At 60.7% G+C, this 23043-nt stretch carries 22 protein-coding genes; 17 read left to right on the forward strand and 5 right to left on the reverse strand.

Annotated elements, in window-relative coordinates; genetic code table 11:
• Positions 1 to 59 precede the first annotated feature (59 nt).
• The 9 genes from U1A53_RS23070 (at position 60) to U1A53_RS23110 (ending at position 5949) form a co-directional block, all read left to right on the forward strand.
• On the forward strand, positions 60 to 416 hold the full coding sequence (locus tag U1A53_RS23070) for a hypothetical protein (RefSeq protein WP_322284225.1): 357 nt from the start codon (positions 60 to 62) through the stop codon (positions 414 to 416).
• Positions 413 to 1408, forward strand: a complete 996-nt coding sequence (locus U1A53_RS23075; RefSeq protein WP_322284226.1) for a DUF2314 domain-containing protein — start codon at positions 413 to 415, stop codon at positions 1406 to 1408. Before U1A53_RS23070 ends, U1A53_RS23075 begins: the two co-directional genes overlap by 4 nt.
• 191 nt (positions 1409 to 1599) lie before the next feature.
• Complete coding sequence (locus tag U1A53_RS23080) at positions 1600 to 2094, forward strand: hypothetical protein (protein ID WP_322284227.1); 495 nt, start codon at positions 1600 to 1602, stop codon at positions 2092 to 2094.
• 64 nt (positions 2095 to 2158) lie between these two features.
• Entirely contained in the window at positions 2159 to 2296 is a 138-nt protein-coding gene (locus U1A53_RS23085; RefSeq protein WP_322284228.1) for a hypothetical protein, read from the forward strand.
• Between the two features lie 48 nt (positions 2297 to 2344).
• On the forward strand, positions 2345 to 2530 hold the full coding sequence (locus U1A53_RS23090) for a YHS domain-containing protein (RefSeq protein WP_322284229.1): 186 nt from the start codon (positions 2345 to 2347) through the stop codon (positions 2528 to 2530).
• Between the two features lie 134 nt (positions 2531 to 2664).
• Positions 2665 to 3105, forward strand: a complete 441-nt coding sequence (locus U1A53_RS23095; protein WP_322284230.1) for a hypothetical protein — start codon at positions 2665 to 2667, stop codon at positions 3103 to 3105.
• A gap of 355 nt (positions 3106 to 3460) precedes the next feature.
• Positions 3461 to 3775, forward strand: coding sequence for a hypothetical protein (locus tag U1A53_RS23100; RefSeq protein ID WP_322284231.1), 315 nt, complete (start codon positions 3461 to 3463; stop codon positions 3773 to 3775).
• 790 nt (positions 3776 to 4565) lie between these two features.
• The gene (locus U1A53_RS23105) at positions 4566 to 5204 is read left to right on the forward strand and encodes a fibronectin type III domain-containing protein (RefSeq protein WP_322284232.1); all 639 of its coding nucleotides are present in this window, start codon (positions 4566 to 4568) and stop codon (positions 5202 to 5204) included.
• 163 nt (positions 5205 to 5367) lie between these two features.
• The gene (locus U1A53_RS23110) at positions 5368 to 5949 is read left to right on the forward strand and encodes a hypothetical protein (RefSeq protein WP_322284233.1); all 582 of its coding nucleotides are present in this window, start codon (positions 5368 to 5370) and stop codon (positions 5947 to 5949) included.
• Positions 5950 to 6021: 72 nt separating this feature from the next.
• Here U1A53_RS23110 and U1A53_RS23115 read toward each other — a convergent pair whose 3' ends face one another.
• Positions 6022 to 6540, reverse strand: coding sequence for a sigma-70 family RNA polymerase sigma factor (locus U1A53_RS23115; RefSeq protein WP_322284234.1), 519 nt, complete (start codon positions 6538 to 6540; stop codon positions 6022 to 6024).
• Between the two features lie 131 nt (positions 6541 to 6671).
• Here U1A53_RS23115 and U1A53_RS23120 point away from each other — a divergent pair, with 131 nt between their 5' ends.
• From U1A53_RS23120 to U1A53_RS23130, 3 genes are all read left to right on the forward strand, one after another.
• Positions 6672 to 9044, forward strand: coding sequence for a copper-translocating P-type ATPase (locus U1A53_RS23120; protein WP_322284235.1), 2373 nt, complete (start codon positions 6672 to 6674; stop codon positions 9042 to 9044).
• Between the two features lie 90 nt (positions 9045 to 9134).
• Entirely contained in the window at positions 9135 to 9548 is a 414-nt protein-coding gene (locus U1A53_RS23125; RefSeq protein WP_322284236.1) for an Ohr family peroxiredoxin, read from the forward strand.
• A 15-nt stretch (positions 9549 to 9563) separates the two neighbouring features.
• Positions 9564 to 9773: a dodecin gene (locus U1A53_RS23130; RefSeq protein WP_322284237.1), complete on the forward strand. Its 210-nt coding sequence runs from the start codon at positions 9564 to 9566 to the stop codon at positions 9771 to 9773.
• Between the two features lie 74 nt (positions 9774 to 9847).
• Here U1A53_RS23130 and U1A53_RS23135 read toward each other — a convergent pair whose 3' ends face one another.
• Positions 9848 to 11761, reverse strand: coding sequence for a hypothetical protein (locus U1A53_RS23135; protein WP_322284238.1), 1914 nt, complete (start codon positions 11759 to 11761; stop codon positions 9848 to 9850).
• 80 nt (positions 11762 to 11841) lie between these two features.
• On the opposite strand from U1A53_RS23135, the gene U1A53_RS23140 reads away from it, so the two are divergent.
• Positions 11842 to 12528 (forward strand): hypothetical protein, encoded by a 687-nt coding sequence (locus U1A53_RS23140; RefSeq protein ID WP_322284239.1) that lies wholly within the window; start codon positions 11842 to 11844, stop codon positions 12526 to 12528.
• Positions 12525 to 12863, forward strand: coding sequence for a gamma-glutamylcyclotransferase family protein (locus U1A53_RS23145; RefSeq protein ID WP_322284240.1), 339 nt, complete (start codon positions 12525 to 12527; stop codon positions 12861 to 12863). The genes U1A53_RS23140 and U1A53_RS23145 overlap by 4 nt, the downstream gene beginning before the upstream one ends.
• Here U1A53_RS23145 and rpoD read toward each other — a convergent pair whose 3' ends face one another.
• Together rpoD and dnaG are read right to left on the reverse strand one after the other, a co-directional pair.
• A complete protein-coding gene (gene rpoD, locus U1A53_RS23150) occupies positions 12864 to 14633 on the reverse strand; it encodes an RNA polymerase sigma factor RpoD (protein WP_322284241.1) in 1770 nt (589 codons plus the stop codon). It lies immediately after the preceding gene.
• A 130-nt stretch (positions 14634 to 14763) separates the two neighbouring features.
• Positions 14764 to 16617 carry a DNA primase gene (dnaG, locus tag U1A53_RS23155; protein ID WP_322284242.1) on the reverse strand — a complete coding sequence of 618 codons (1854 nt, stop codon included), beginning with the start codon at positions 16615 to 16617 and terminating at the stop codon, positions 14764 to 14766.
• Positions 16618 to 16711: 94 nt separating this feature from the next.
• Between dnaG and U1A53_RS23160 the strand changes: the two genes are divergently transcribed.
• Positions 16712 to 18136 (forward strand): Gfo/Idh/MocA family oxidoreductase, encoded by a 1425-nt coding sequence (locus U1A53_RS23160; RefSeq protein WP_322284243.1) that lies wholly within the window; start codon positions 16712 to 16714, stop codon positions 18134 to 18136.
• A gap of 37 nt (positions 18137 to 18173) precedes the next feature.
• Positions 18174 to 19556 (forward strand): hypothetical protein, encoded by a 1383-nt coding sequence (locus U1A53_RS23165; RefSeq protein ID WP_322284244.1) that lies wholly within the window; start codon positions 18174 to 18176, stop codon positions 19554 to 19556.
• A gap of 8 nt (positions 19557 to 19564) precedes the next feature.
• On the opposite strand, the gene U1A53_RS23170 is transcribed toward U1A53_RS23165, so the two are convergent.
• Positions 19565 to 20095 (reverse strand): hypothetical protein, encoded by a 531-nt coding sequence (locus U1A53_RS23170; RefSeq protein WP_322284245.1) that lies wholly within the window; start codon positions 20093 to 20095, stop codon positions 19565 to 19567.
• A gap of 89 nt (positions 20096 to 20184) precedes the next feature.
• Between U1A53_RS23170 and U1A53_RS23175 the strand changes: the two genes are divergently transcribed.
• A complete protein-coding gene (locus tag U1A53_RS23175; RefSeq protein ID WP_322284246.1) occupies positions 20185 to 23040 on the forward strand; it encodes a PVC-type heme-binding CxxCH protein in 2856 nt (951 codons plus the stop codon).
• Positions 23041 to 23043: the final 3 nt, after the last annotated feature.

Genomic DNA, 23043 nt, shown 5'->3' on the forward strand with positions numbered 1-23043 from the left:
GTCTCATAGCATCGGGACGATGAAACAACATCAAACGTAAAGTCCAAAACACCAACCCCATGAAATCCATCCATCCATCCTGTCATCTGATACGGCGGCTCGCCCTGCTGCTTTGCGCCGGGTTGTTTGTCCTCGCATTGCCAGCCAGTGCCAAAGACAAGCAGCGCGGCTCCAGCCATCACTACAACCCGCATTACAACGGTCACTCCAACGGTCGCGCTAACGGCCACTCCAATAGCCGCTCCAACCACAGCAACTTCAAACAATACAATCCCCGCCACGGCTACTACCAGGGCTACTACAACGACTACCCCGTCTATGCACCGCAATACCGCGGCCGCAGCTACTACGGCGGCAGCAACTATGGCCGCAACCAGCACAACTCACTTCTGAACCAACTCCTCCGCCGTCTATGAAAACTCCATTCAATCCCTCCGTGCTGATCAGCCGGCGCTTCGCCTTGTTCACAACATTCGGCCTCCTTTCGGGGGCGCTGCTGCCTGCGGCAGACACACCTGCCGCCGCTCCGTCTGCGCAACGCGTGGTTTCGCTGGTCCTGCTGCTCAGTGAGCCGCGCACTCTTGATGCTGCGGCAGCGGCACATGCGGTTTCGCGCGCCTGGGGCAATGAGGTGCCTGAGAGCGCCGTCTCTGCCAGTCCGCCTTCATTCGTGTTCAAATCAGCGCACGGCCGGTTCGCCATCAACAACGTGGATCAGCCGTATTTCGCGGACAGCGCCAAGCTCGCCGCTGAACTGAAAGAGCCCGCGCTCGCCGAGGCGATCCGCCAGCACCGCGGCTGGCTGTCGGTGGACTGGCTGGAAAACGACGACAAGGCAGACTTGCGGGTCGTCTATCAGCAGATCAGTCAGATCATCGTGCAATTGGTGCGCAAAGACACCCTGGCGGTTTACAGCCCGGACACCGACCAGTTCCATCTCAATGATGCGACCCTCATCGGCCATCTGAAAAGCCCTGATCCTCTGCATGACCTCGTACCCGCAGGACTGGCGGGCGCTGAAGCCACTGGCAACACCGTCACCATCAATGATGATGACCCGAAGCTCCTGGCAGCACAGGCCGAGGCAAAAAAACACTGGCCGGAGTTTTTGCAGGCGTTCAAGGCACGCGGCAAAGACCAGTATTTTGCGGTCAAAGGCCGCATCATCGAAGGTGAAAGCGGTGAATATGTGTGGCTGCAAATCAACGACATCGACGACACGCAGGTTCATGGCAAACTCGACAGCGATCCTGAGACACTGACCAAAGTGAAGCGCGGTGCCGACCTGCACATCGCCATCGCCGATGTGGATGACTGGCTCTACAGCACCGGGGCAGGCAAAGACACCCAAGGCGGCTACACGCTGCGCCTGTTTGACGAACTGGCACAAGCCAAGCAAAAGAACTGATGCTGCCGACACCGGGCGCGGCTTGAGGTATAATTTCATGCTCGGGCTGCGTCCGGTGCTCAGAGGCCATGGGGTGAACACCCCATGGCCTGCTTATGTTTTCCAGCACAGACTTTGCCCAGCAGTTAGTTCGAGGGCTTTTACCGGCAGCGGAGTTCGAGCTGCGACTCAAGACAATTCCCACGCATCCCATGAAGCCTGAACATCTCCACGCTATTTCCAATCATGTGCTCGTCATTGGCGTAGGGCTGGGAATCTTCGCACTCATTCTTGCCCTGCTTCTGAAAAGCCGGCCAGCGCAGATCGTGGCATTGGCCGTCGTTCTGGTCAGTTCCGCCGCTGCCTATCCGGTGCTGTTCCTCGGTCAACAAGCCTACAAATCCGTGCGTGGCATCGCCGATGAGCAAGGCCAGCAATGGCTGGATGTCCACATGGAGCGGGCGGAGAGCACGATTTACATCTACTACGCTTTGATGCTCGTCGCCGGGGCAGCGCTCGCTGTGCACAAATGGAAGCCCAAGACCGCTGTGCCGTTGGCACTGGTGACATTGGTCCTCGCCGCCGCCAGCGTGGGTGTCGGCGGCTGGATCAGCTATGCAGGTGGGCAGGTACGACACCCCGAGTTTCGCGATGCCCCACCGCCCGCTGCGGTGGAGGCCCGACATCAGCACGCGCCGCATGATTGATCATGACAACATTTTCCGACGCTCAAACCAACCGGAGACCAGAACACCACACCCACAAACGACCATGAACAAACTTATCACCATCACCCTTGCTGCTGTCACCCTCATCGCGGTGAGCAGTTGCAACACCAGCAAAAAAGCTCCTGCGAGTCAGAACCAGTCCATGCCCGGCATGTCCGCAGCCGAGCACGCCAGAATGTGAAGGGTCAGCTCACGCTTGCTTCACGACATCCCTTAACCAACCAAAACCATGCAAGAATCGACATCCCAAACCAAAGATCCTGTCTGCGGCATGACCGTGGACCCGGCCACCGCCCTTCATACCGAACGCGATGGCAAGACGTTCTACTTTTGCAGCGAAGGCTGTCAGCAAAAGTTTCTGGCCTCACCAGTCGGCGCCAAGCCCGAAGGCAAGGCAGGCTGCTGCTGCAACTGATCGGGGCCGGGGTTGCGACAGCCAAAGGCACGGTGGGATTATACCCCATGGCAATGTTTAAGCACGACAGGCAGCATGGTCGTCGGCAGAGGCAACCCGCCGAAGCCACAACCCAAACTCGAGATCGCACCCCTATGAAACTGCTCACCCGCTCCACCCTTGCCCTCACGATGGCCCTGGCCGTCCTCTTCCCCATCACATCGCCATCCGCCGAGCCTGTGGAGGAAAAGACGGACTCCAAAATGATGGAACACTGTGAAAAGATGAAGGAGCAGAAGGCGAAAATGAAGGCCGATATGAAGGCTCAGGACGCGGAGCTCACCGCTCACGCCGCCAAGATGAACAGCGCCCCGGCGGACAAGAAAGTGGACGAACTGGCCGCCCTGGTCACCCACATGCTGGAGCAGCGGATCGCCATGGGCGCGCGCAAGGCCAAGATGGAGGAGGAAATGATGGCCCACATGATGAAGCACATGGAAATGGGCAAGGACTCCATGGCGAAGTGCCCGATGATGAAGGGTATGGACCACAAATCAGCGGAGGCTCACAAAGACCATCCCGAAGCCAAAAACTGAGCATTGGAAACGCTCACCTCACGGGCAGTCGCAGTCCAGGCACCTGAAGCTCTGGCATGGCGCTGCTCGCCGATCACCACACACAACCCCGCCCACGGACACCCTGTCGGCCGCGTAATCACGCTCGAAGACGGCCGGATCGTGAAAAGGGAAACAGGGAGGAGACCAAATGCCTGCTCTCCATGGAGGCGGTTGAAACGGAGCTGCCGATGGAATGCAGGCAGGCCTGCAACTCCGCCCAAACTGCCATTTGCTCGTTCCGACGCAGTCACGGTAGCGGCCCGCCTAAATGGCATTTCTTTTGGCACAATGTCTGCTAATGAAAACACCGGTTCTTTGCAACCACATCACATCCATGAAGACCAAACTCATCCAATCCACCCTCCTGTCCCTCGCGGCATTCGCCACTCTGCTGCTCGCTTCTTGCGCGGCGCCGTCGTCCACGCCCACCAGCGCCGTGAGCTGCAACAAATGCGGCACGGTTTATTTCAAAGCCCCTTCCACCTCGTCAGGCTCCGGCGGCAAAGGCTTCGTCAGCCTGAAGCCCGCCAGCCGCATGGATTGCGTTGACTGCGAAAACAAGGTCGTTGCCTGGGTGAAGACCGGCAGCCTGACCCAGCACACCTGCAAGACCTGCGGCGGCACGCTGCAACATTGCACCAGCCACTAATTTCTGTGGGTCGTCGTTTGGGCCGTCAGCGGTTGAACCGCTGGCGGCCTTTTTGCGTCTCGGCGAACTCCGGCCAAGCGCCATGAACTGTTCATACAAACAGGTAAAAGAGCTTTTCAAGGCCACAAATGTGCCAATGTGGCTGACTTTAAGGCTGCGGCACCCGACAAACGGCTTTTGTGGCCCCACACACGAGTTCTGTGCTAGCACACGGAGGCTGAGTGCCAGCACTGAAGAGTGGCGTGCTAGCACATGGAGGCTGCGTGCCAGCACCGAAGAGCGGCGTGCCAGCACATGGAGGCTGCGTGCCAGCACATGGAGGCTGCGTGCTAGCACATGGAGGCTGTGTGCCAGCACCGAGGATCTGCGTGCTAGCACACGAAGGCTGTGTGCCAGCACGCCAAGGCGTTTCCTTGGGATGGCCAGACCGTGCTTCAGCGCCGCCGCAGTTCGTCAGGAGCCGGGTCAATGATCCCCTTTAGCCATCGTGCGGTGAGGCGGCACGGCGCAGGCAGTCGGGCCGCTGAAAAATAATATCGGTCCGGCAAGGGCTTGATGCTGAGGAATTTAGGCAATGATTCACCTAAGCACGGTAAGTCGATGGGCAAAATAATCTTGCCGATGATTAGCGAAATGCATAAAACGCACCCATCGCTGGTAATTCCATCCCGCAATGTCAGATCCGCATAATCCTCACTATGACGACCCAACGGTTTTCTACGATGCCGGGTTTTTCTACGCGGATGGGGTGCCAGACACAACACCACAACTACCAACCAGGAAAAAGCATATGTCATCCATCAGTGCCGGACTCAGCCGCAAGAACCCCTCGCTACTCATCGCCTTGGCCGATCTCGTGATCCCCAAACTCGCCCCCACCGCACCTGCCACGCCGCCTATCCCGAACATGGCGACCAAGGTGACCGCGCTGACCACGAAACGCGATGCCGCGAAAACCGCGAACGACGCCTACGAATCCGCACGGGCTGGCCTGGTGGCCTTGAAAGCCACGCGTGATTCCGCCGCCGACGCACTGCGTGATGAGCATACCGTCGTCATCAGCGCCGTCGAGTCCGAGGCTCGCGGCGATGCCGCCCTGCTGGGTGCCTCCGGCTATCCGCTGGCTTCGGCGGCGGTGCAGTCCTCCACGCCACCCGCACAGATCCTCAACCTCTCTCTCACGGCAGGCGATGCCGCCGGCACCCTGGACCTCACCTTCGATCCCGATGGTCTGGCGAAAACGTACGAAGTGCAGATCACCACCACCCATCCCATCGACGGCCCCTGGACGACGTCGGCGCAGCCGACCACGTCGTATACCAAACTGACCGGCCTGACCAGCGGCCAGCGCGTGTGGACGCGCGTGCGTGCCATCGGCTCCAACGGCCCCGGTGCCTGGAGCGATCCTGCGACGAAGATTGTGCCGTGAGTCTCGCTGCGCTCGTGTTTGCAGTGGTTGGCCATGGTTGAGGGCGCTACCTGCCCGCAATGCTTCGCATAGCGATGCAGGCGGGCGCGCCGTTGACGGTGGTTTTGAAACCACTGCAAACCAGCGTCAACCACTGTCAACCATTGCAAACTTCCCCCTCTCCATGCCCTACGATCCCAATCTTCCTCCCAACAACGTGCAGGTCAAAGCGCAGGAACTGCGTGCGCAGTTCAACGGCCTCAAAGACCTCATCGACGCGATCCAGAGCATCACCGCTGCGCAGGTCGATGCGGTGACCACCGTCAATCCCGGTGATCCGGCGGTGGTAACGCTGAGCGTGGCTGACGGTACGCTTCATATCAGTTTTCAAATTCCCCATGGCAATGACGGCAGCACAGGACCGCCGTTCACCAACTTCATCGTCGATGGCGTGACGACGCTCAACCCCGGCGAGCCAGCGACGGCCAGCGCGAGCTATGACGGTACCGCCGTAAGGCTGAATTTTGCGCTGCCGCGTGGGAGTGACGGCACGAATGGCAGCAACGGCACCAACGGCAGTGATGGCGGGCAGGGCGCTCCCGGCGAGGTCTCGCTCCAGCAACTCACCGCCGCCATCGCCACCACCAGCAGCAACAGTAACAACGTGGCCACGCTCGGGATGCCGGTGAGCGATCCACCGACGCAGAGCGAGGTGCAGCAGATCGCGAACAAGATGGATGAGCTGATCGTGATGCTACGGCGGTGAAATCAGCGAGGAAGGCACTCAGCCTGCTTGAATTCATTGAGCCATCGGCGGGTTGTCCCTGCCGTCGGTTTTTTACCCGCAATCGCAGTCGAGGCAACCATGCGTGGCGCAGGTGCGGCAGACGCGCTCCACCTGCTCGCGCAATTTGCGGCGGGCGCGGAGCAGGCGCACATTGAGCGTGTTCACACGTTGATTCGTCGTCTTCGCGATCTCGGTGGCGGATTCGCCGCCGAGGTCGATGCGGCGCAGCAACTCAGCATCCGCCTCCGGCAGTGCGGGGAGGAGCTTCATCACACACTGGCAGAGTGTTTTTTCGTCTTCAGGCTCCAATGCCTCAGGCAGCTCATGCACGAGCTTTTCCAAAGCCTGATCTCGCGTGGTACGGCGGCGATGCGCGTCGATGATGGCATGACGCAGCACACGATAGAACCAAGTGACGATGCCTTCAGCATCCTCGGGCACGTTGTCGGCCTTCAGCGCCTTCATGAGGCATTCTTGGACGAGATCAGCGGCGAGTTCGGGATCACCGGTGCGGGAACGGGCGAAACCGATGAAGGCATCGAGATGCTGGAGGAGCGGAGCGGTGGACATGGGGCGGGGAGTCGAATCCAAGATACGCACAGACACGCGGCAAACCAGCGCGTAACAAGTTTACACCTCGTGCGTGGGCACAGGATGAAGGGCCATGCAGGCTCCACCTCACATCATCACCCATTCACTCCATGAAAACGCCTTCTCACTCGCACGAACCTCAGGCTACGGCTTCCTGCTGCCACGCGCCCCCCAAACCTGCCAAGCCAAGCTGCTGTCAGCACGATCATCACGCGCATGATGAAGCCGTGAAGCCGCCATCAACGGCGAAGTATTTCTGCCCGATGTGCCCCGGTGTGGAGTCGGACAAACCTGGGGCGTGCCCGAAATGCGGCATGGCCTTGGAGCGCAATCCGGCCTGGAAACCAGCGGCGAAAACGATCTACACCTGCCCGATGCATCCCGAGGTGCAGCAGGATCATCCGGGCACTTGTCCGAAGTGCGGCATGGCCCTTGAGCCGATGACGGCGACGGAGACCGATGATGCGGACGATGACGCCGAGCTGCGTGACATGACGCGGCGTTTCAAGTGGAGCGCGCTGCTGACTCTGCCGGTGTTTGTCACGGCGATGGCGCATATCGTGCCCGCGTGGAGTCATTCGGAATGGGCGAATGGCATGGCGACTCGCTGGATGCAGTTCGTGCTCGCGACGCCGGTGGTGCTGTGGGCTGGCTGGCCGTTCTTTGTGCGCGCGTGGCAGTCGCTTCTGCATCGCAGCATGAACATGTTCACGCTGATCGCGCTGGGGGTCGGAGCGGCTTATGCCTTCAGCGTCGCGGCCATGTTGGCACCGGGCTGGTTTCCGAAATCACTCGGTGACATGCATGGTCAGGTGCCGCTCTACTTTGAAGCCGCAGCGGTGATCATCGTGCTAGTGCTGCTCGGTCAGGTGCTGGAGCTTCGCGCACGAGCGCGAACTGGCAGCGCGATCCAGGAACTGCTCGGGCTTCAGCCCAAAACAGCGCGGCTCGTCACGCCCGAAGGCGATGTGGATGTCGCGCTCGATGCCGTGCAGGTCGGTCAGCGTCTGCGCGTGCGTCCTGGCGAAAAGATTCCCGTCGATGGCGTGGTGATCGAGGGCAGCAGCCATGTGGATGAATCCATGCTCACCGGCGAGCCCGATCCCGTGGAGAAATCCGCCGGAGCCCAAGTGACGGGCGGCACTCTGAATCAACACGGCAGTCTCATGGTGCAGGCCGAGCGCGTGGGCGCAGACACGATGCTGGCGCAGATCGTCCAGCTTGTCGGCCAGGCGCAGCGCAGTCGTGCACCGATCCAGGCGCTGGCAGACAAAGTGGCGGCGTGGTTTGTGCCTGCGGTGCTGGTCGCGGCGGCGGTGACCTTTGGGTTGTGGTTGTGGCTCGGGCCGGAACCATCGCTGGCGTATGCCATCGCGAATGCGGTCGCTGTTTTGATCATCGCCTGTCCCTGCGCACTGGGCCTTGCCACGCCGATGAGCGTGATGGTCGGCATCGGTCGTGGGGCGAAGATGGGCGTACTGATTCGTCAGGCGGAAGCCATCGAGAAGCTGGCCGCGCTGAACACGCTGGCCGTGGACAAGACCGGCACGCTCACGCTCGGCAAACCCGAAGTGACCGAGATTATCCTCTCGCCAACGAGCCAGCTCAGCATCGACGACGCACTTCGTTTCGCAGCAGCTTTGGAGCGTCATAGCGAGCATCCGCTGGCCTATGCCGTCATCCAGGCAACGGAGAAAAAGAAGATCGCCTTGCCTGACGTGCCCGACTTCCAGGCCACGCCTGCGGCTGGTGTCAGCGGCAAGGTGGATGGCAAGCCCGTGATGGTGGGCAAAGCCGACTTCCTGCGCGAACAAGGCATCGAAAACCTCGCCGCACTCGAGGCGCTCGCGTCGCCGCATCAAAGCGAAGGCAAATCGGCCATCTTCCTCGCGGTGGATCGTCAGGCGGCGGCGGTCATCGTCGTCAGCGATCCCATCAAGCCAACCACGCCCGAAGCGCTGGCTCAACTTCGCGCGCTTGGCATCTCCGTGGTCATGCTCACCGGCGACAATGAACGTACTGCCAAGCGCATCGCGAGCACACTGGGCATCGAGCGTTTCCACGCTGGTGTCACGCCGCAGGAGAAGCACACCTTCATCACTCAGATGAAGAAGCCTGGAGTTGTCGTCGGCATGGCGGGAGATGGCATCAATGACGCACCCGCTTTGGCCGAAGCCGATGTCGGCATCGCCATGGGCACGGGCACGGACATCGCCATGGAGACCGCCCCCGTCACACTCGTACGTGGTGATCTGCGCGGCATCGTCCACGCCATCCAGCTCGGCTGCGCGATGATGCGGAACATCCGGCAGAACCTGCTCTTCGCCTTTCTCTACAACGCCCTCGGCATCCCCATCGCCGCTGGCATTCTCTATCCGTGGCTCGGCGTGCTGCTCAGCCCGATGATCGCCGGTGCCGCCATGAGCCTGAGTTCTGTGTCCGTCATCGCGAACGCGCTGCGGCTGAGAAGCCTGAAGCTCTGAGCATGCGGAAAACGTCGCGGTGGGGTAACACCCCATCGCGCCGTCGTGCTTCACGGCGCAAGGTGGTGTACACCAACCATTCCAAGCACCATGAAAACCTTGTTCACAGCCGAAGCGATTTCCAAAGGCGGACGTTCGGGCACCATTGAGACGCCGGACCAGTTGCTCAACATCACGTTGGGCAATCCGTTGGAGCAAGGCGCGGAGAAACTGGGACCCAATCCCGAGCTATTGTTTGCAGCGGCTTACTCCGCCTGCTTCCACGGTGCCGTGAGAGGCGCGGCCAAAAAGCTCGGCACACCGGTCGCGGACTCCACCGTGCGGGCGCTGGTGAGCCTGCTGGAGGATGATGACGGTGGCTATCATCTGGCCGTGGAGCTTCAGGCACACATTCCTGGCACGGATCGTCCTCAGGTGCAGCGCATCATGGAGGAAGCGCATCAGACCTGCCCGTATTCCAAGGCTCTGCGTGGCGATGCCAAAGTTACGCTGGTGGTGGACTAACCCAAGCAACCGACCATGCAAGACCACGTCTATAAACTCCTCGAACTCACCGGCACTTCGGCCACCTCCATTGAGGATGCCGTTGAAAAGGCCATCAAACGTGCGCACAAAACGGTCAAGAACCTGAGCTGGTTCCAGGTGATCGAAACGCGCGGCAACATCGTCAAAGGGAAGGTGCAGCACTGGCAGGTGACTCTCAAAATCGGCTTCGCCGTGGAGGATTGAACGCGGCATGAAGCGTGGCGAAACGCCGCCAGTCCGGCAAAGTTTTGGCGAAGCCGCCAAGAGAGCGTGCCTCTCTACTTCCTGCCGGTGACGTTCTTCAAGGCCGCCATGCCCTGGAGGACGCGGACCTTGCCGCCGCGGGCGCGGGAACCGATTTCCTCGAAGTGTTCCTGCATGGGGATGTTTTTTTCGTCCTTGCCGACGAAGAGCACGAAGTTGATCTGCGGCTTGGTCTTGCCCTGGCTGGAGTAAATGGCGCGGATGGCGTTGATGACCTGCTTTTCGCGCTCCTCGGCGTCGATGTTCGGCCCGGGTTTGTGACGCACCTGAATGCCCATCTCGGCAATGATTTCACCCATGCTTCGGATCACGCGCTGCGGGACACCCTTGGCCTTGCGCTCCTCGTTTTCTTTTTTCAACCACGCGTTCGCCTTCGTCACGGCCTCCACCCATGCCTTCTCATCGCGATCCGTCCAACGCACATCCTTGAGATACTTTTCATACTCCTCCTTGGTCTCCCAGCGTGCCATGTGACGCCAGCCGCTGGTGATGATGAAGACGGTATCGACATCACTTTCGAGCGCGTACTGGATGGCGAGCATGTAGCCTTGCAGCAGCTTGTTGCGGATGGGCTCGATTTCCTGGGCGGCCTTGAGCGGCGGGTATTTCGTGGCAGCGAGGCCGATTTTTTCAAACTCGCGGTTCACGGGATACAGCCAGTCCCTCATCATGTTCACGTTGGCGGTGGTGCCGGGAACGAGTTTCTCACTGAAGGCGGAGAGATGGAAGTGGTCAAACATGAGCACGTTGAAGGCGGTGCTGACGCCGAATTTGCCGATCATGCTGGCGATCTCCTCTTTGACGATTTGATAAGCCGGGATGCCGCCCTTGGGATCGGTGAGCATGTAACGCTCCGCCTCGATGAGGAAAGCGATGCGGCGGCCCTTGGATTTGATGCCGAAGAAGTTCACCTGCACCGTGCCCTTGGGCTGAAAGGCGACTGAAAAACTCGAACCAAGGTCCGTGGTGGCGACTTCAGCGACGGCCTCGCTGGGTGCTTTGAAATCAAAGTCCGGCAACGAGATGGCGGACACACCTGCGGCAGTCATGGCGGAGGTGGTGGGCCGGGCGACGGCGGCGGTGGCCGGCGTGGGCTGCGGGACGACGATTTTTTTCGTCTCGGGCTTCTCCTGCACCTGCTCCGTGGCGGTGGTGGCCGTGATTTCGGCCGCAGGCGGCGGAGGCAGGACGATCATCACGATGCCAAGGAGGAAAAACAAACCCGCGTGCACCAGAATGGCTGCTGCTGCGGCGGCGAGCTTCGGGCCGAGCAGGCGGCGTTGTTTTGGACGTACATCAAGAGTGTCCGCCTCTTGAGTGGCCACGACCGGAGCCGCTTCCTCAATGTCAGGTGCGGGCATGGCAATGCTGCTCGGATCAGGCAGTGCGACAGTCACCGGAGTGGCATCTTCCGTATCGTCATCTGCGAGTACCGCCACCGCCACGGCAGCATCCCGCGCGGGCATGGAATGTTCGCGGCGCAGCACCTGAAGTTTAACAGGCACAGTGGCCTTGGAGACGAAAGCGGTGGTGTTTCCTGCGATCCATTCTTTCAGGCCGGTGGCACGTTCTTCGATCGCAGGATCAAGCTGCGCAGCCACGAGGTAGTGTTTCTCCGCCTCATCACCGTCGCCAAGAGCACGGCAGGCCTCGGCGGCCAGCAGGGCGGCCTCGGCGTCCATCTCATTGGCCTGCATGGCCAAGGTCGCGTATTGGAGCGCTTCTTCGGGATGAATTGGCAGCAGGTGACGTCCGGCTCGAACCAGCAGTTCTGGTGCCGCCGAAGTTGCGGGAGCCAGCGACACAATCATTGCCGCCATGTCATTCTTGCCTTCCGCAGTCAATGCGTCCGCCAGCGCGAGGCGTGCCTCCCAGTCCTCAGGATGAGTGCTGAGGTGATTTTGGAGTTCGAAGATCGAGGCTGACATCGCCGACTGGGGTGAATGCAGTCATTGAACGGGTTTAACATCGCGGCTGCAAGCCCAAAAACTCGCGCCATGATGCGCCGGTGAACCGTTTAGCTCCCAGCTTTGACCAACTCATCCTGCATTTCGATCCTTCGCCGCATGACGGAGCGTGGAACATGGCGGCGGACCAGGCATGGTTGGAACAGAGCGAGCTGCCGGTGTTGCGGATATATCGCTGGGATCAGCCGACGGTGACGATTGGGTATGCGCAGAATCTGTCCAAACTCGCCGAGGCATTGCCGGGCTGGCCGGTGGTGCGGCGCTGGACGGGCGGAGGCGTGGTGCTGCATGAGAACGATTTCACGTATTCCGTGATCGTGCCGGGCTGCCAGCCGTGGTCGCAAACGAACCCGCTGGACAGTTATCGGTTGATCCATGAATCACTGGCGAGGGCTCTGGCTGATGGCAGCAGGCTGGCAGGGCCGGAAGATTTGATCGAGGCACCGTTTTGTTTTGTGGCACCAGCTTTGCACGATGTGGTGCGTGGGAAGGTGAAAATCGCCGGGGCAGGGCAGCGGCGTGGCAAGCTGGGACTGCTGCATCAAGGCAGTGTGCAGCAGGTGGTGTTGAAGGATGATTTCTGGCCGCGCTGGGCGGCGCAACTGGCTGGTAACGTGCTTGTGAAGCCGGAGATGACACCCGCGATGATTCAACGTGCCGATGAACTCACCGCGAAGCGCTACCGCTTGAGTTCGTGGCTCAACGAACGGGAGGATCAGTTGGGATGACGCGAATTTTTGTCTATGGCACGCTGAAACGTGGCCGAGAAAACCACCACTGGCTCGCCGGGCAGCGATTCATCGCTGAAGCACGCACGAAGCCGGTTTACCGGCTGTTCGACATGGGCGGTTATCCCGGCATGACTCGCGATGACAACGGCGCGGCGGTCGAAGGCGAGATTTGGGAGGTCGATGAAGGCGGCCTGGCACGGCTCGACGTGCTGGAAGACATCGAAGGTGGCGAATACGAGCGCGTGATGATCGAGATCGAAGGAGATCGCGTGGAAGGCTATCTTTATCTGCGCAGTGTCGATGGCAGGCCGGATGCGGGTGCGAACTGGTGATCAGGCCGCCCCGAAAAATCCGCCGAGTTTCCGGATGCGCGTGGGGTGGCGCAGTTTGCGCAGGGCCTTGGCTTCGATCTGACGGATACGTTCGCGGGTGACCTGGAACTGCTTGCCGACTTCTTCCAGCGTGCGTCCCGCGCCGTCGGCGAGTCCGAAGCGCTGCTCCAGCACCTCACGCTCGCGCGGATTGAGCGTGTCGAGCACGTCGCGCAGCTTGTCGCGCAGCAGGTGCATGGCGGTGAGTTCCATGGGATTGCTCGCTTCTTTGTCCTCGATGAAGTCGCCGAACTCAGTGTCGCCTTCGCTCTCGCCGACTTTGGCCTGCATGGAAACTGGCTGCTGGGAGAGGCGCAGCACGGCGTTCACGCGTTCGACGGGCAGGTGGATCTCCTCGGCGATCTCTTCCGGCGTCGGATCGCGGCCAAGCTCTTGCAGCAGTTGCTTGTGCACGCGCATGAGCTTGTTGATCGTCTCGATCATGTGTACCGGGATGCGGATGGTGCGGGCCTGGTCTGCGATGCTGCGGGTGATGGCCTGACGGATCCACCAGGTGGCGTAGGTGCTGAACTTGTAGCCGCGCTGATACTCAAACTTCTCCACGGCACGCATGAGGCCCATGTTGCCCTCCTGAATGAGGTCGAGGAAGGACAGGCCGCGGTTCGTGTATTTTTTAGCGATGGAAATGACCAGACGCAGATTCGCCTCGATCATCTCGGTCTTCGCCTTCGTGGAATCACTGACGTGCTTCAAGGTGTCGGTGATCAGCGTGCGGTAGTCCTTCGCCGTCATCCATGATTCGCGTTCGAAAGTGCGCACGGTCTCTTTCGCGGCCTCGCTGCGCGGGTGCTCGCGCTGATGGCGCTCCAGGCCGTCCAGATCCGTCAATCGCTGCTGCAGCAGCGTGACGAAGTCCTCGGTGATCTTGGATTTGAAGTAAAACTTTTCGCACAGGCGGAAGAACGCTGTGCGCAAGGTGTCAAACTCTTCCTGGCTGGTGGCACGTTTGCGCGGCCCGGCGTTGCAGAGGGATTCAAATGCCTTGGTGGACTTTTCATGCGTCTCACGGGCCTGATCCAGCAGCGGCTTCAGTTTCTTGAAGTACGCATCCCGTTCGTCGGCCTTGCGGTCGCTGACGAGGCGATCGAAGCGTTCGACGCCGTTGCACAGGGCCTCGGCAAACTGGAGGTAGGCGTGGCCGATGAAGCCGATGGTGTGCAAGCACTGGCGCAGGCTGAGATCGGCCTTTTCGATGCGCTTGGAGATTAGGATTTCCTGCTCGCGCGTGAGCAGCGGCACCTGGCCCATCTGACGCAGGTACATGCGCACAGGATCATCAAACACATCCAGCTTGGCCGATGCGGCATCACGTTCTGCGGCGACACGCTCACGGGCGGCGGTGTGGCGCGCTGCGACACCGTCCACATCGGCCTCGTCGGTGATCTTGATCTCCATCGCGCGCAGCCGCGTGATGAGGGCGTCCATGAGATCCGGCGTGACGAAACCGGCGGGCAGGGCGTCATTGATGTCATCCCAGGTCAGATGATCATGTTCGCGTGCGGTGCGGATGAGATCGCGCAGGCGGGCCTGCACGTCGGGCGAGTGAATGTCATCGTGCGTGGTGTTCGCAAACTGGGTGATGCCTCCGGCATAGCCGTTTTTCGGCGGCCTGCCGCGGCGGCGTCTGAGGGGCTGTCCATCGGGTCCGAGCAAAACGGCGGGCTTTTCCTTCGGTGGATGAATGCGCGGTCTGCCGCGGCCGCGTTTCATAGTAACGTCCACACCTTCGACAGCGGCAGAAGCGCCTGCCTGTCCGGCTGCGGTTGAAGAATGGGATCCGTTAGGGTGTTTTTTAGAGACGGCCATACATGCCTCGGTGGGGTCCGGGAACTGCGTCAGGTCAGGGAACGAAACTATTCGGGGTGCCTTTCGTACGGTCAAGGCATTCTTTCCGCAGAGCGCTGAGTTCCACCACCTGCTGCTGGAGACGCTCCATCTCCGCCTCTGACAGGCCCGGCTGGCGTAGTTTCGACTGCGCGCCTTGGATCAGGCTTTGCAGTCGGGCGAATTCCAGCGCGTAAAGCGACGCTTTTGCGTCTTCCAAACTGCCAGGCAGACGTGGACCAGCCTGGAGCTGGGCAAACGCCGCCTCCTGATGCTTCTCCAGCCCGGCCATGAATGCGAGCTGCGAAGTCTCATCCGAGGGGTTGTGGCGGCTGTGTACCAGCAGGGAGAGCAGTTCTGTGCCCGGAACCTCGCGCAGCATGTCCTCACAGTTCGATTCACGCAGCCAGTGCATCACTTCGGCGTCGTTCAATGCCATCTGGCAGAGCAGCACGGCGGTCTTGTGCTGTGAGGAGAGCAGCTTTTTAGCCTCATCCACGACGTTTACGGTGGAATCCGCCTTCTGCTGGCCGGCATTCCTTTTCTGCTCATTGGCCGCGCGTTTGACCATGGCGTTGAGCTGCTCCTCCGAGATTTCGAGCAGCTTGGCGACCTTGTTCACGGCGGTGATGCGCTGGGCCACGCCGGTGAAGATGCTGATCGCGGCAGCCACCTGCTCGGCCATGCGCACGCGCTCGACCATGCCGTCGGATTTGGCGCTGGAGCGCAGACGGCGGATCTGATACTCCAGGAAATCGGTCGCATTGCCCAGCACGGCCTGCAGCGCGTCCTTGCCCTGCTTGCGCAGCAGGGAGTCTGGATCCTCGCCCTGCGGCAGCGCGGCCACTTTCACGGTGAGTCCAATGGGGGAGAGGATTTTGAAGGCTTTCTCGGCCGCCGCGTAACCGGCGTTGTCGGAGTCGTAGCAGAGCACGATCTCGTTGCAGACGCGCTTGAGCAGCTTCGCATGCAGATCGGTGAAGGCGGTGCCCTGGCCGGCGACCACGTTCTGAAATCCGGCCTCGTAGAGCATGATCATGTCGATCTGCCCCTCGCACACGATGGCCTCGCCCGCTTTTGAGATGGGGCGTTTCGAGCGGTCGAAACCGAAGAGCACCCTGCTCTTGCTGAAGAGCGGTGTCTCAGGCGAGTTGACGTATTTTCCGCCTTTTTGCTCCGCGCTGAGGATACGGCCGCTGAAGGCGATCACGTCGCTGTTGTCATTGCGGATCGGGAACATCAGCCGGTGCCGCCATCGGGCGTAAGGGCGGCCGATCTGGCCGTTTTCATCCTCGGTCGGCTGCACAAAGATGCCCGCCTCGACCATCACCTGCTCGGGGAGTTTTTGCTGGGCCATCCATTCCCGGTAAAACGTGGTGCTCTGCGGCGCGTAGCCCATCTGCCAGTTCTTCGCCACCTCGGCGGTGATGCCGCGAGATTTGAGATATTCGCGGGCGGGAGCGGCCAGTTGGTGCTTCATCAGCAGTTGGTGAAACCACTCCGCCGCCTCGCGGTTCGCGCGCAGCAGCAGGCTGCGTTGCTTCGCCTCCGCCTCGGCGTTCGCATCCCACACTTCCTCCTCCACGCGGATGCCTGCCGCGTCAGCGAGTCGTTTCACCGCCTCCACGAATGACAGGCCGTCATGCTCCATCACGAAGCGGATGGCCGTGCCGCCCGCGCCGCAACCGAAGCAGTGGTAGGTGTTGCGTGAGGGGCTGACGTTGAAGGACGGCGTGCGCTCGTTGTGAAACGGGCAGAGCCCCAGGTAGTTCGTGCCCGCCTTGCGCAGCTTCACGGAACGCCCCACCAGCGCCACGATGTCAGTGGCGGCAATCACTTGCTGGATGGTTTCTTCCGGGATGCGGGACATGGGGGCGAAAGGTGTTGAGCGCGGCCTCTGCCGCAACCTCATCACGAAATCTTTCTTGGCCTCATGAGGACGGCTCGCTATAAAGTTCGCCACCATGCAATCCAGCCCGTCCACCTTCTCCCGCCGTCGTTTTTTGACCACCAGCGCTGCTGCGTTGGGTTTTCCCACGATCATTCCAGCCACTGCGCTCGGCAAAGGAGGGCGCCCGGCGCCTTCGGAGCGCATCACGATCGGCGCCATCGGCTGGGGTACCATCGCTGGTGACTGGACGCCTTCCTTTTTGAACAATGACAAGTGCCAGGTCATCGCCGTGGCCGATCCGATGAAGGAATACGGCCACTACGGCTATGATGGCAAGGAAACCGGTGGTCGTGAGGCCGGAAAGAAGATCATCGACGAGCATTATTCCAAAGCCGCGAACAAGCCGGTCAAAGCCTGCGCCAGCTATGCCGATTTCCGCGAGATGATGGAGAAGGAAGACCTCGACGCCGTGCAGGTTTCCACACCCGATCACTGGCATGCTTACATGGCCGTGTATGCCGCGCGCAAAGGCAAGCACATCTACGGTCAGAAGCCGCTGGCGCTGAACATCGCCGAAGGCCGCCTCATGAGCGATGAAGTCGCCAAAGCGGGCGTGACTTGGCAGACCGGCAGCCAGCAGCGCAGCGATCAGTATTTCCGTCTCGCCTGTGAGATGACGCAAAACGGCCGCATCGGCAAACTCAAGCGCGTCCGCGTCGGCCTTCCTGGCGGTCATTCCAACTGGAACGGCATGGCCGATCAAGTCAACGTCGCCCCCGTGCCTGCTGACTTCGATTATGAAATGTGGCTCGGCCCTGCGGAGCACATGGACTACCGCCCGGCCTTGCTGCCGCTCAACTGGCGTCACAATTTCAATTTCTCCGGCGGCATGATCACCGACTTCGGCGCGCATCACATCGACATCGCGCAGTGGGGCATGGGCACGCAGCTCACCGGCCCGGTCGAGTTGCGCAACATCAGCGGCACGTTGGACAAGGCGGCGCTCTACAACACCGCCACCGCGTTCTCCTTTGAGTGCGTGTATGAAAACGGCGTTGTCATGCACGTTGCCAGCCCGGATCACAAGCTCATGCCCGAGGTCGAGGCCGCCCTGGCCGCTCCAAACGCGAAGAAGCCCTTCGACCATGTCGGCGTGATGTTTGAAGGCGACGAAGGCAAATGGATCTACGTGAACCGCGGCAAGATCACCTCCAGCAGCCCCGAGATCCTGCGTGAAAAGACCCGCCCGGAAGAAATCCATCTCTATGAGAGCAAGGATCACTCCGACAACTTCCTCTCCTGCATCTACGACGGCAAGCCGACCGCCACACCGGTCGAAGTCTCCCATCGCAGCATCACCATCGCGCATCTCGCCAACGTCGCTCTGCGCAGCGGCAGCACCGGTCTGAAGTGGGATCCGAAGACCGAGACCATCGCCGACAACGCCGCGGCATCGAAGCTGCTCTCCAAGGAATGGCGCAAGCCGTGGACGCTTTGATGCAGTGTTACGCGCCCTTCATCCTCCCATCAAACGCATGTCGAAACCTTTCCTGCCTCTGATCATGCGCGGAGCCTTCCTGGCGGCCATGCTGGTCGCGGGCATGGCTTCGCGTGCTGGAGCGCAGGTGCCGGAGACGATCAAGATCGGTCCGCTCAAACCCATGGAGACGCTGCCCTCGCTCGCGCCTTCCATTCCGGCGGCACCGAAAACGGAAACCCAAGCGGCGGCTCCCGCAGTCCAGCCCGCGCCTCCGCCGCTGCCTACAAACAACTCGCTCGTCATCACCGGGCCGGTGGCGCAGGCCTATCTCTACGTGGAACCGTATCAGACGCGGTTTGAAGTGCTTTTCGATGCCGCCACCATGCTGGCATGGCTGGCACCGGGCGAGCCGCTGCCGAAAACACTCACGCCTGCACAGCAGCAGCAGTTGAGCCAGCAGGCGGCGTCACGTGCCGCCGAATGGTGCGCCCTCAGCACCGCTGATGAAACGCTGCCCGTCCCTCAGCCGCTGGTCGCTGTGATCAAAGGCCTGCCGGGAAACACCCTGCCGCTCAAGGAAGATGAGGAGGTGGCGCTGAACCAGGCGATGCTTGGGTTCATGTGGGAGTTCGCCACGCCGCCCGGTCCGGATGAGCTCAATGTCACCTGGAAAGGCTGGCTTCAAGGCACCACGAAACTGCCTGTGCGTGCGTTCTTTGGCCCGTTGAGTGAAACGGGGGAAATTCATTCCACCGTCAAAAGCTATCGCTGGCGCAATCAGGGCCGTCTGCCGCGTCCGGCACCGCTGGCAGCAGTGCCGCAGTTTGAAGTTCCGCAGCCCATGCGTCTCCCGCTCGGTGGCATTCTCTGGCTGCTCGGGGGCCTGATCTTCTACCTCTATCTCAAGATCACGGACCACAAGCTTCCCGGTGGCAGCCTGCCCTTTGTCGCCGTCTGGCTGCTCGGGGCTGTGCTCATGAGCCAGTTGCTGGTGATTCCGGTTCAAAGCGGCTCCGCCAGCCCGGAGATCACGCAGGTCGAAGAAGCGCAGAAAATTGTCTCTCCACTGCTGCGCAATGTGTACCGCGCCTTCGACCACCATGCCGAATCCGACGTGTATGACGTGCTCGCCCGCAGCGTCGATGGCGAGTTGTTGCGCCGGCTTTATCTCGAAACCATCCAGGCGCTGACGCTTGATGGGCGTGAAGGAACCCGCGTCACCATCGCTGAATTTTCCGCCACGGTGGATAAAGTCGAGGCGAATCCCAAAGGCGATGGCTTCATGGCCGACTGCAACTGGATGGCCCGTGGCATCGTCGGCCACTGGGGCCATAGCCATCCCCGTGTGAACATCTACAACGCCCGCATCACCATCACGCCCGCCAAGGGCGAATGGAAGCTCACCGGCCTCGAAGTTCAGGAAGTGCGGCGGTTGTAGCTTGGAGATTATTTGATCGTGACGGCGGCGATGACTCCGATCAGTACGATGATCAGCAGAATCAGCAGCACCCATGTCACAACGGAGGTCTTTCGTTTTACATGGGGTGTCGCGGCAATGATTTCCTTGTATTCGGGCGTCATCACAAACTTCCCCTGCTTGCCCAGCACTTTGACCAAAATGTAGGCATTGATGAGCGTTCCCAGAGGGAAGGCGAACAGACCAAGGCAGGAAAAGATGACGGTTGGGATGCGCGCCCAACTTTGCAGCCTGTTCAGACCATAAGCCACCACGCCCTGCCCGACACCGACCGCCAATAGTATCGCGCCCAGCAACAGCGGAGACACATCCTTGTCCAATCTGCTGCCTGCCAGCCCGGCGATGCCCACCAGAATCAGCACAAAGGCACCGAGGTAGTACAAGGTGCCCACTGACTTGATCGTCGCCTCGGTGTTGATGTGCTGCCTGCGGTCGAGCTCAGCTTGAGATGTGACCTGAAGAACCTGGGACTGCGGTGCGGCGTAGGGATTGAACTCCATCGGTACCACTCCCATTCCAGTTTAAAACTGTCAATTCACATCTGCCCGGCCGACACATGTGCCCCCCTGCATGCGTATGACTCGCCATCATGCGCCGCCTCCTTTTCCTTCTCAGCGTTCCTGCCCTCGCCGCCGACCTCCCGCCCGACAAAGGCAACACCATTCCCGAAAGCGGCAAACGTCCCGTCGTCTTGACCGGCAAATCATCGCTCGCGTTGCCGAAGCACGACCTGCCTGAAGGCTACACACTCAGCGTCGCCGCCGCCGCGCCGCTCGTCACCCATCCCATCATGGGCTGTCTGGATGACAAGGGCCGTCTCTTCGTCGGCGACGGCGTCGGCGTGAATTGGAACAAGAAACAGCTCGAGGAGAGTCCGCCCAACCGCGTTCTCATGCTCGAAGACACCGATCACGACGGCACCTTCGACAAAAGCACCGTCTTCGCCGACAAGATGACCTTCCCGCAGGGCGCGTGCTGGTTGAACGGCAGCCTCTACGTCGGCTCTCCTCCCGGCATCTGGAAACTCACCGACACCGACAACGACGGCGTCGCCGACCAGCGCGAGATGATCGTCGGCGGCTTCGACTACACCGGCAACGCCGCCGACATCCACGGCCCCTTTTTGCATCCGAACGGCCGTCTCTACTGGTGCCACGGTCGTAAAGGCCACGACGTGAAGCAGAAGGATGGCACGCCCGTCGATGCCTCGCTCGCCTGCGGCATCTGGAGCTGCCAACCCGATGGCAGCGACGTTGCCTGGCACTCGCTTGGTTGCGGTGACAACCCCGTCGAAGTCGATTTCACTCCCGAAGGCGACATCATCGGAGTCCAGAATCTCTATTACTCGCAACCACGCGGCGACACCATTGTCCACTGGCTCTACGGCGGCGTCTATGAGCGCCCCGACCAGCTCAAAGCCATCGCCCATCTGCCACGCACGCTGGAGACGATGCCCGTCATGTACAACTTCGGCCACGTCGCCGTGAGCGGCTGCTGCTTCTGGCGCGGCTATCCAACAGCGAACAGCGAACAGCGAACCGAGAACTTTCTTGTCACCCACTTCAACACCCAGCGCCTCGTCCGCATGGAGCTCACCCCCAGCGGCAGTACCTACAAGGCCGTCGAGAACGAATTTCTCAAACTCCACAACCCCGACATCCACCTCACCGACGTGATGGAAGACCCGCGCGACGGCTCCCTCCTCCTCATCGACACCGGCGGCTGGTTCCGCATCGGCTGCCCCAGCAGCCTGATGGCGAAGTCGGATCTGCTTGGTGCCGTGTATCGCATTAAGCCGAAGCAACATAGGATCAAGTCACCCGAACTCCATGAAATCGCAGCGTCACTCGGTAAACCCTTAGATCAATCTGTGGCAGCCACGATATCGTCCGATGCCCCATTCGATGTGAGAAGAGCTTGCGATGCCATTGCCTTCCGAGGCCGCATCCTCGACGACGAGAAAAAGGCTCTGAGAAGACTCCTTGCCAGCGGCAAACTCGATTCTCCCGCTGAACATTCAGCCGTTCATGCCGCCATCACGGTCCGACTGGGTCTCAATCCGAAGGAGGTAAGCAGTGCCTCAGGACTGCGTTGCTACCTTCGCGTGGCCAGCCAGATCGCCGAAAAGGAGAGATCGGAAGGCCATCGGCAGCTTTTAAATGCGGCGCTTCAGCTCATCGACGATCCCGCCACGAACGCACTGAACATGCTCCTCAACCAAGCCAATGCAGACGACACCGTCGGCGCACAAATCGCAAAATGGTCGTCAAAGGCTTCGATCTCAGATGCTGAGCTGCATGCCTTGACTGTGGCAGGCGTAAAACTGATCGGTCAGACAAATGCCAATATCGCGGTGGCGCGACTCCTGGCTCATAAAAGCACCACTGCGCGAACAGCAGGCCTCAACATCCTCGCCTCCCAAACCACCGGCACCACCAACGACGCCTGGCTCCCCACGCTCGACAAACTCTTGGCCGACGCCCCCACGCCGCTCGTTCTCGATGCAATCAAGAAACTCAAGTCCCCGCACTTCGATGCCGCGCTCCAGGCCATCGCGAACGACGCCAAACGCCCGCTCGCCATTCGCCTGAAGGCCCTCGACTCCGCTAAATCGGTGAAACTCACTGGCGAAACCTTCGACATGGTCAAAAACGTCCTCGCCGATGCTGGATCATCCTCTGCGGCGAAAATTCAGGCGGCGGGCATGCTCGCCACTGCGCCCATCGCGAAGGAGCAGATGGCGGCCATCGCGCCGCTTTTGGCCTCGGTGGGACCGGTGGAGCTGAAAACGCTGCTGCCGCTGCTCAAACGCCACAAAGACGCCGAGATCGCCAAGACACTCGCTCGTGAAATCGCCAAGAATCCGGCGATTGCCAGCCAGCAGGAGAGTTTGTACCGCACCGCGCTCGCCGATTTGCCTCCGGAGATTTTCGAAACGATCATCCTGCCCGCCTACACTGCCGCCGCCGCCGCCACCGAAGCCAAAAAACGCCAGCTTGGTCCGCTGGCCGACAAAGTCCTCGCCAGCGGCAACGCTGTGAATGGCAGGAAGCATTTCGACACCGGCAAAGGCACCTGCATCGCCTGCCACAAGATCGGCGATGTCGGCCGCCCCATCGGTCCCGATCTCTCCCACATCGGCGCGATCCGCACCGAGCGCGATCTGCTCGAAAGCATCCTCTTTCCCAGCAATACGCTTTCTCGCGATTACGAAGCACACGTCATCGAAACCAGTGACGGCCAGAGCACCATGGGCGTCATTAAATCTCACACTGCCGAAGGCCTGCTCGTCGTGGACGTCGCCGGCCAGGAGAAAACCATCGCCCATCAAGCCATCACAGGAGACACAACACTCACGACCAGCCTCATGCCGCTGGGCCTTGATCAAACCTTGCCCGAGCCGGAACTGCTCGATCTCGTGGCGTGGCTGCGGAGTTTGAAGTAGCAC

The organism is Prosthecobacter sp. (assembly GCF_034366625.1).
Classification (GTDB): domain Bacteria; phylum Verrucomicrobiota; class Verrucomicrobiia; order Verrucomicrobiales; family Verrucomicrobiaceae; genus Prosthecobacter.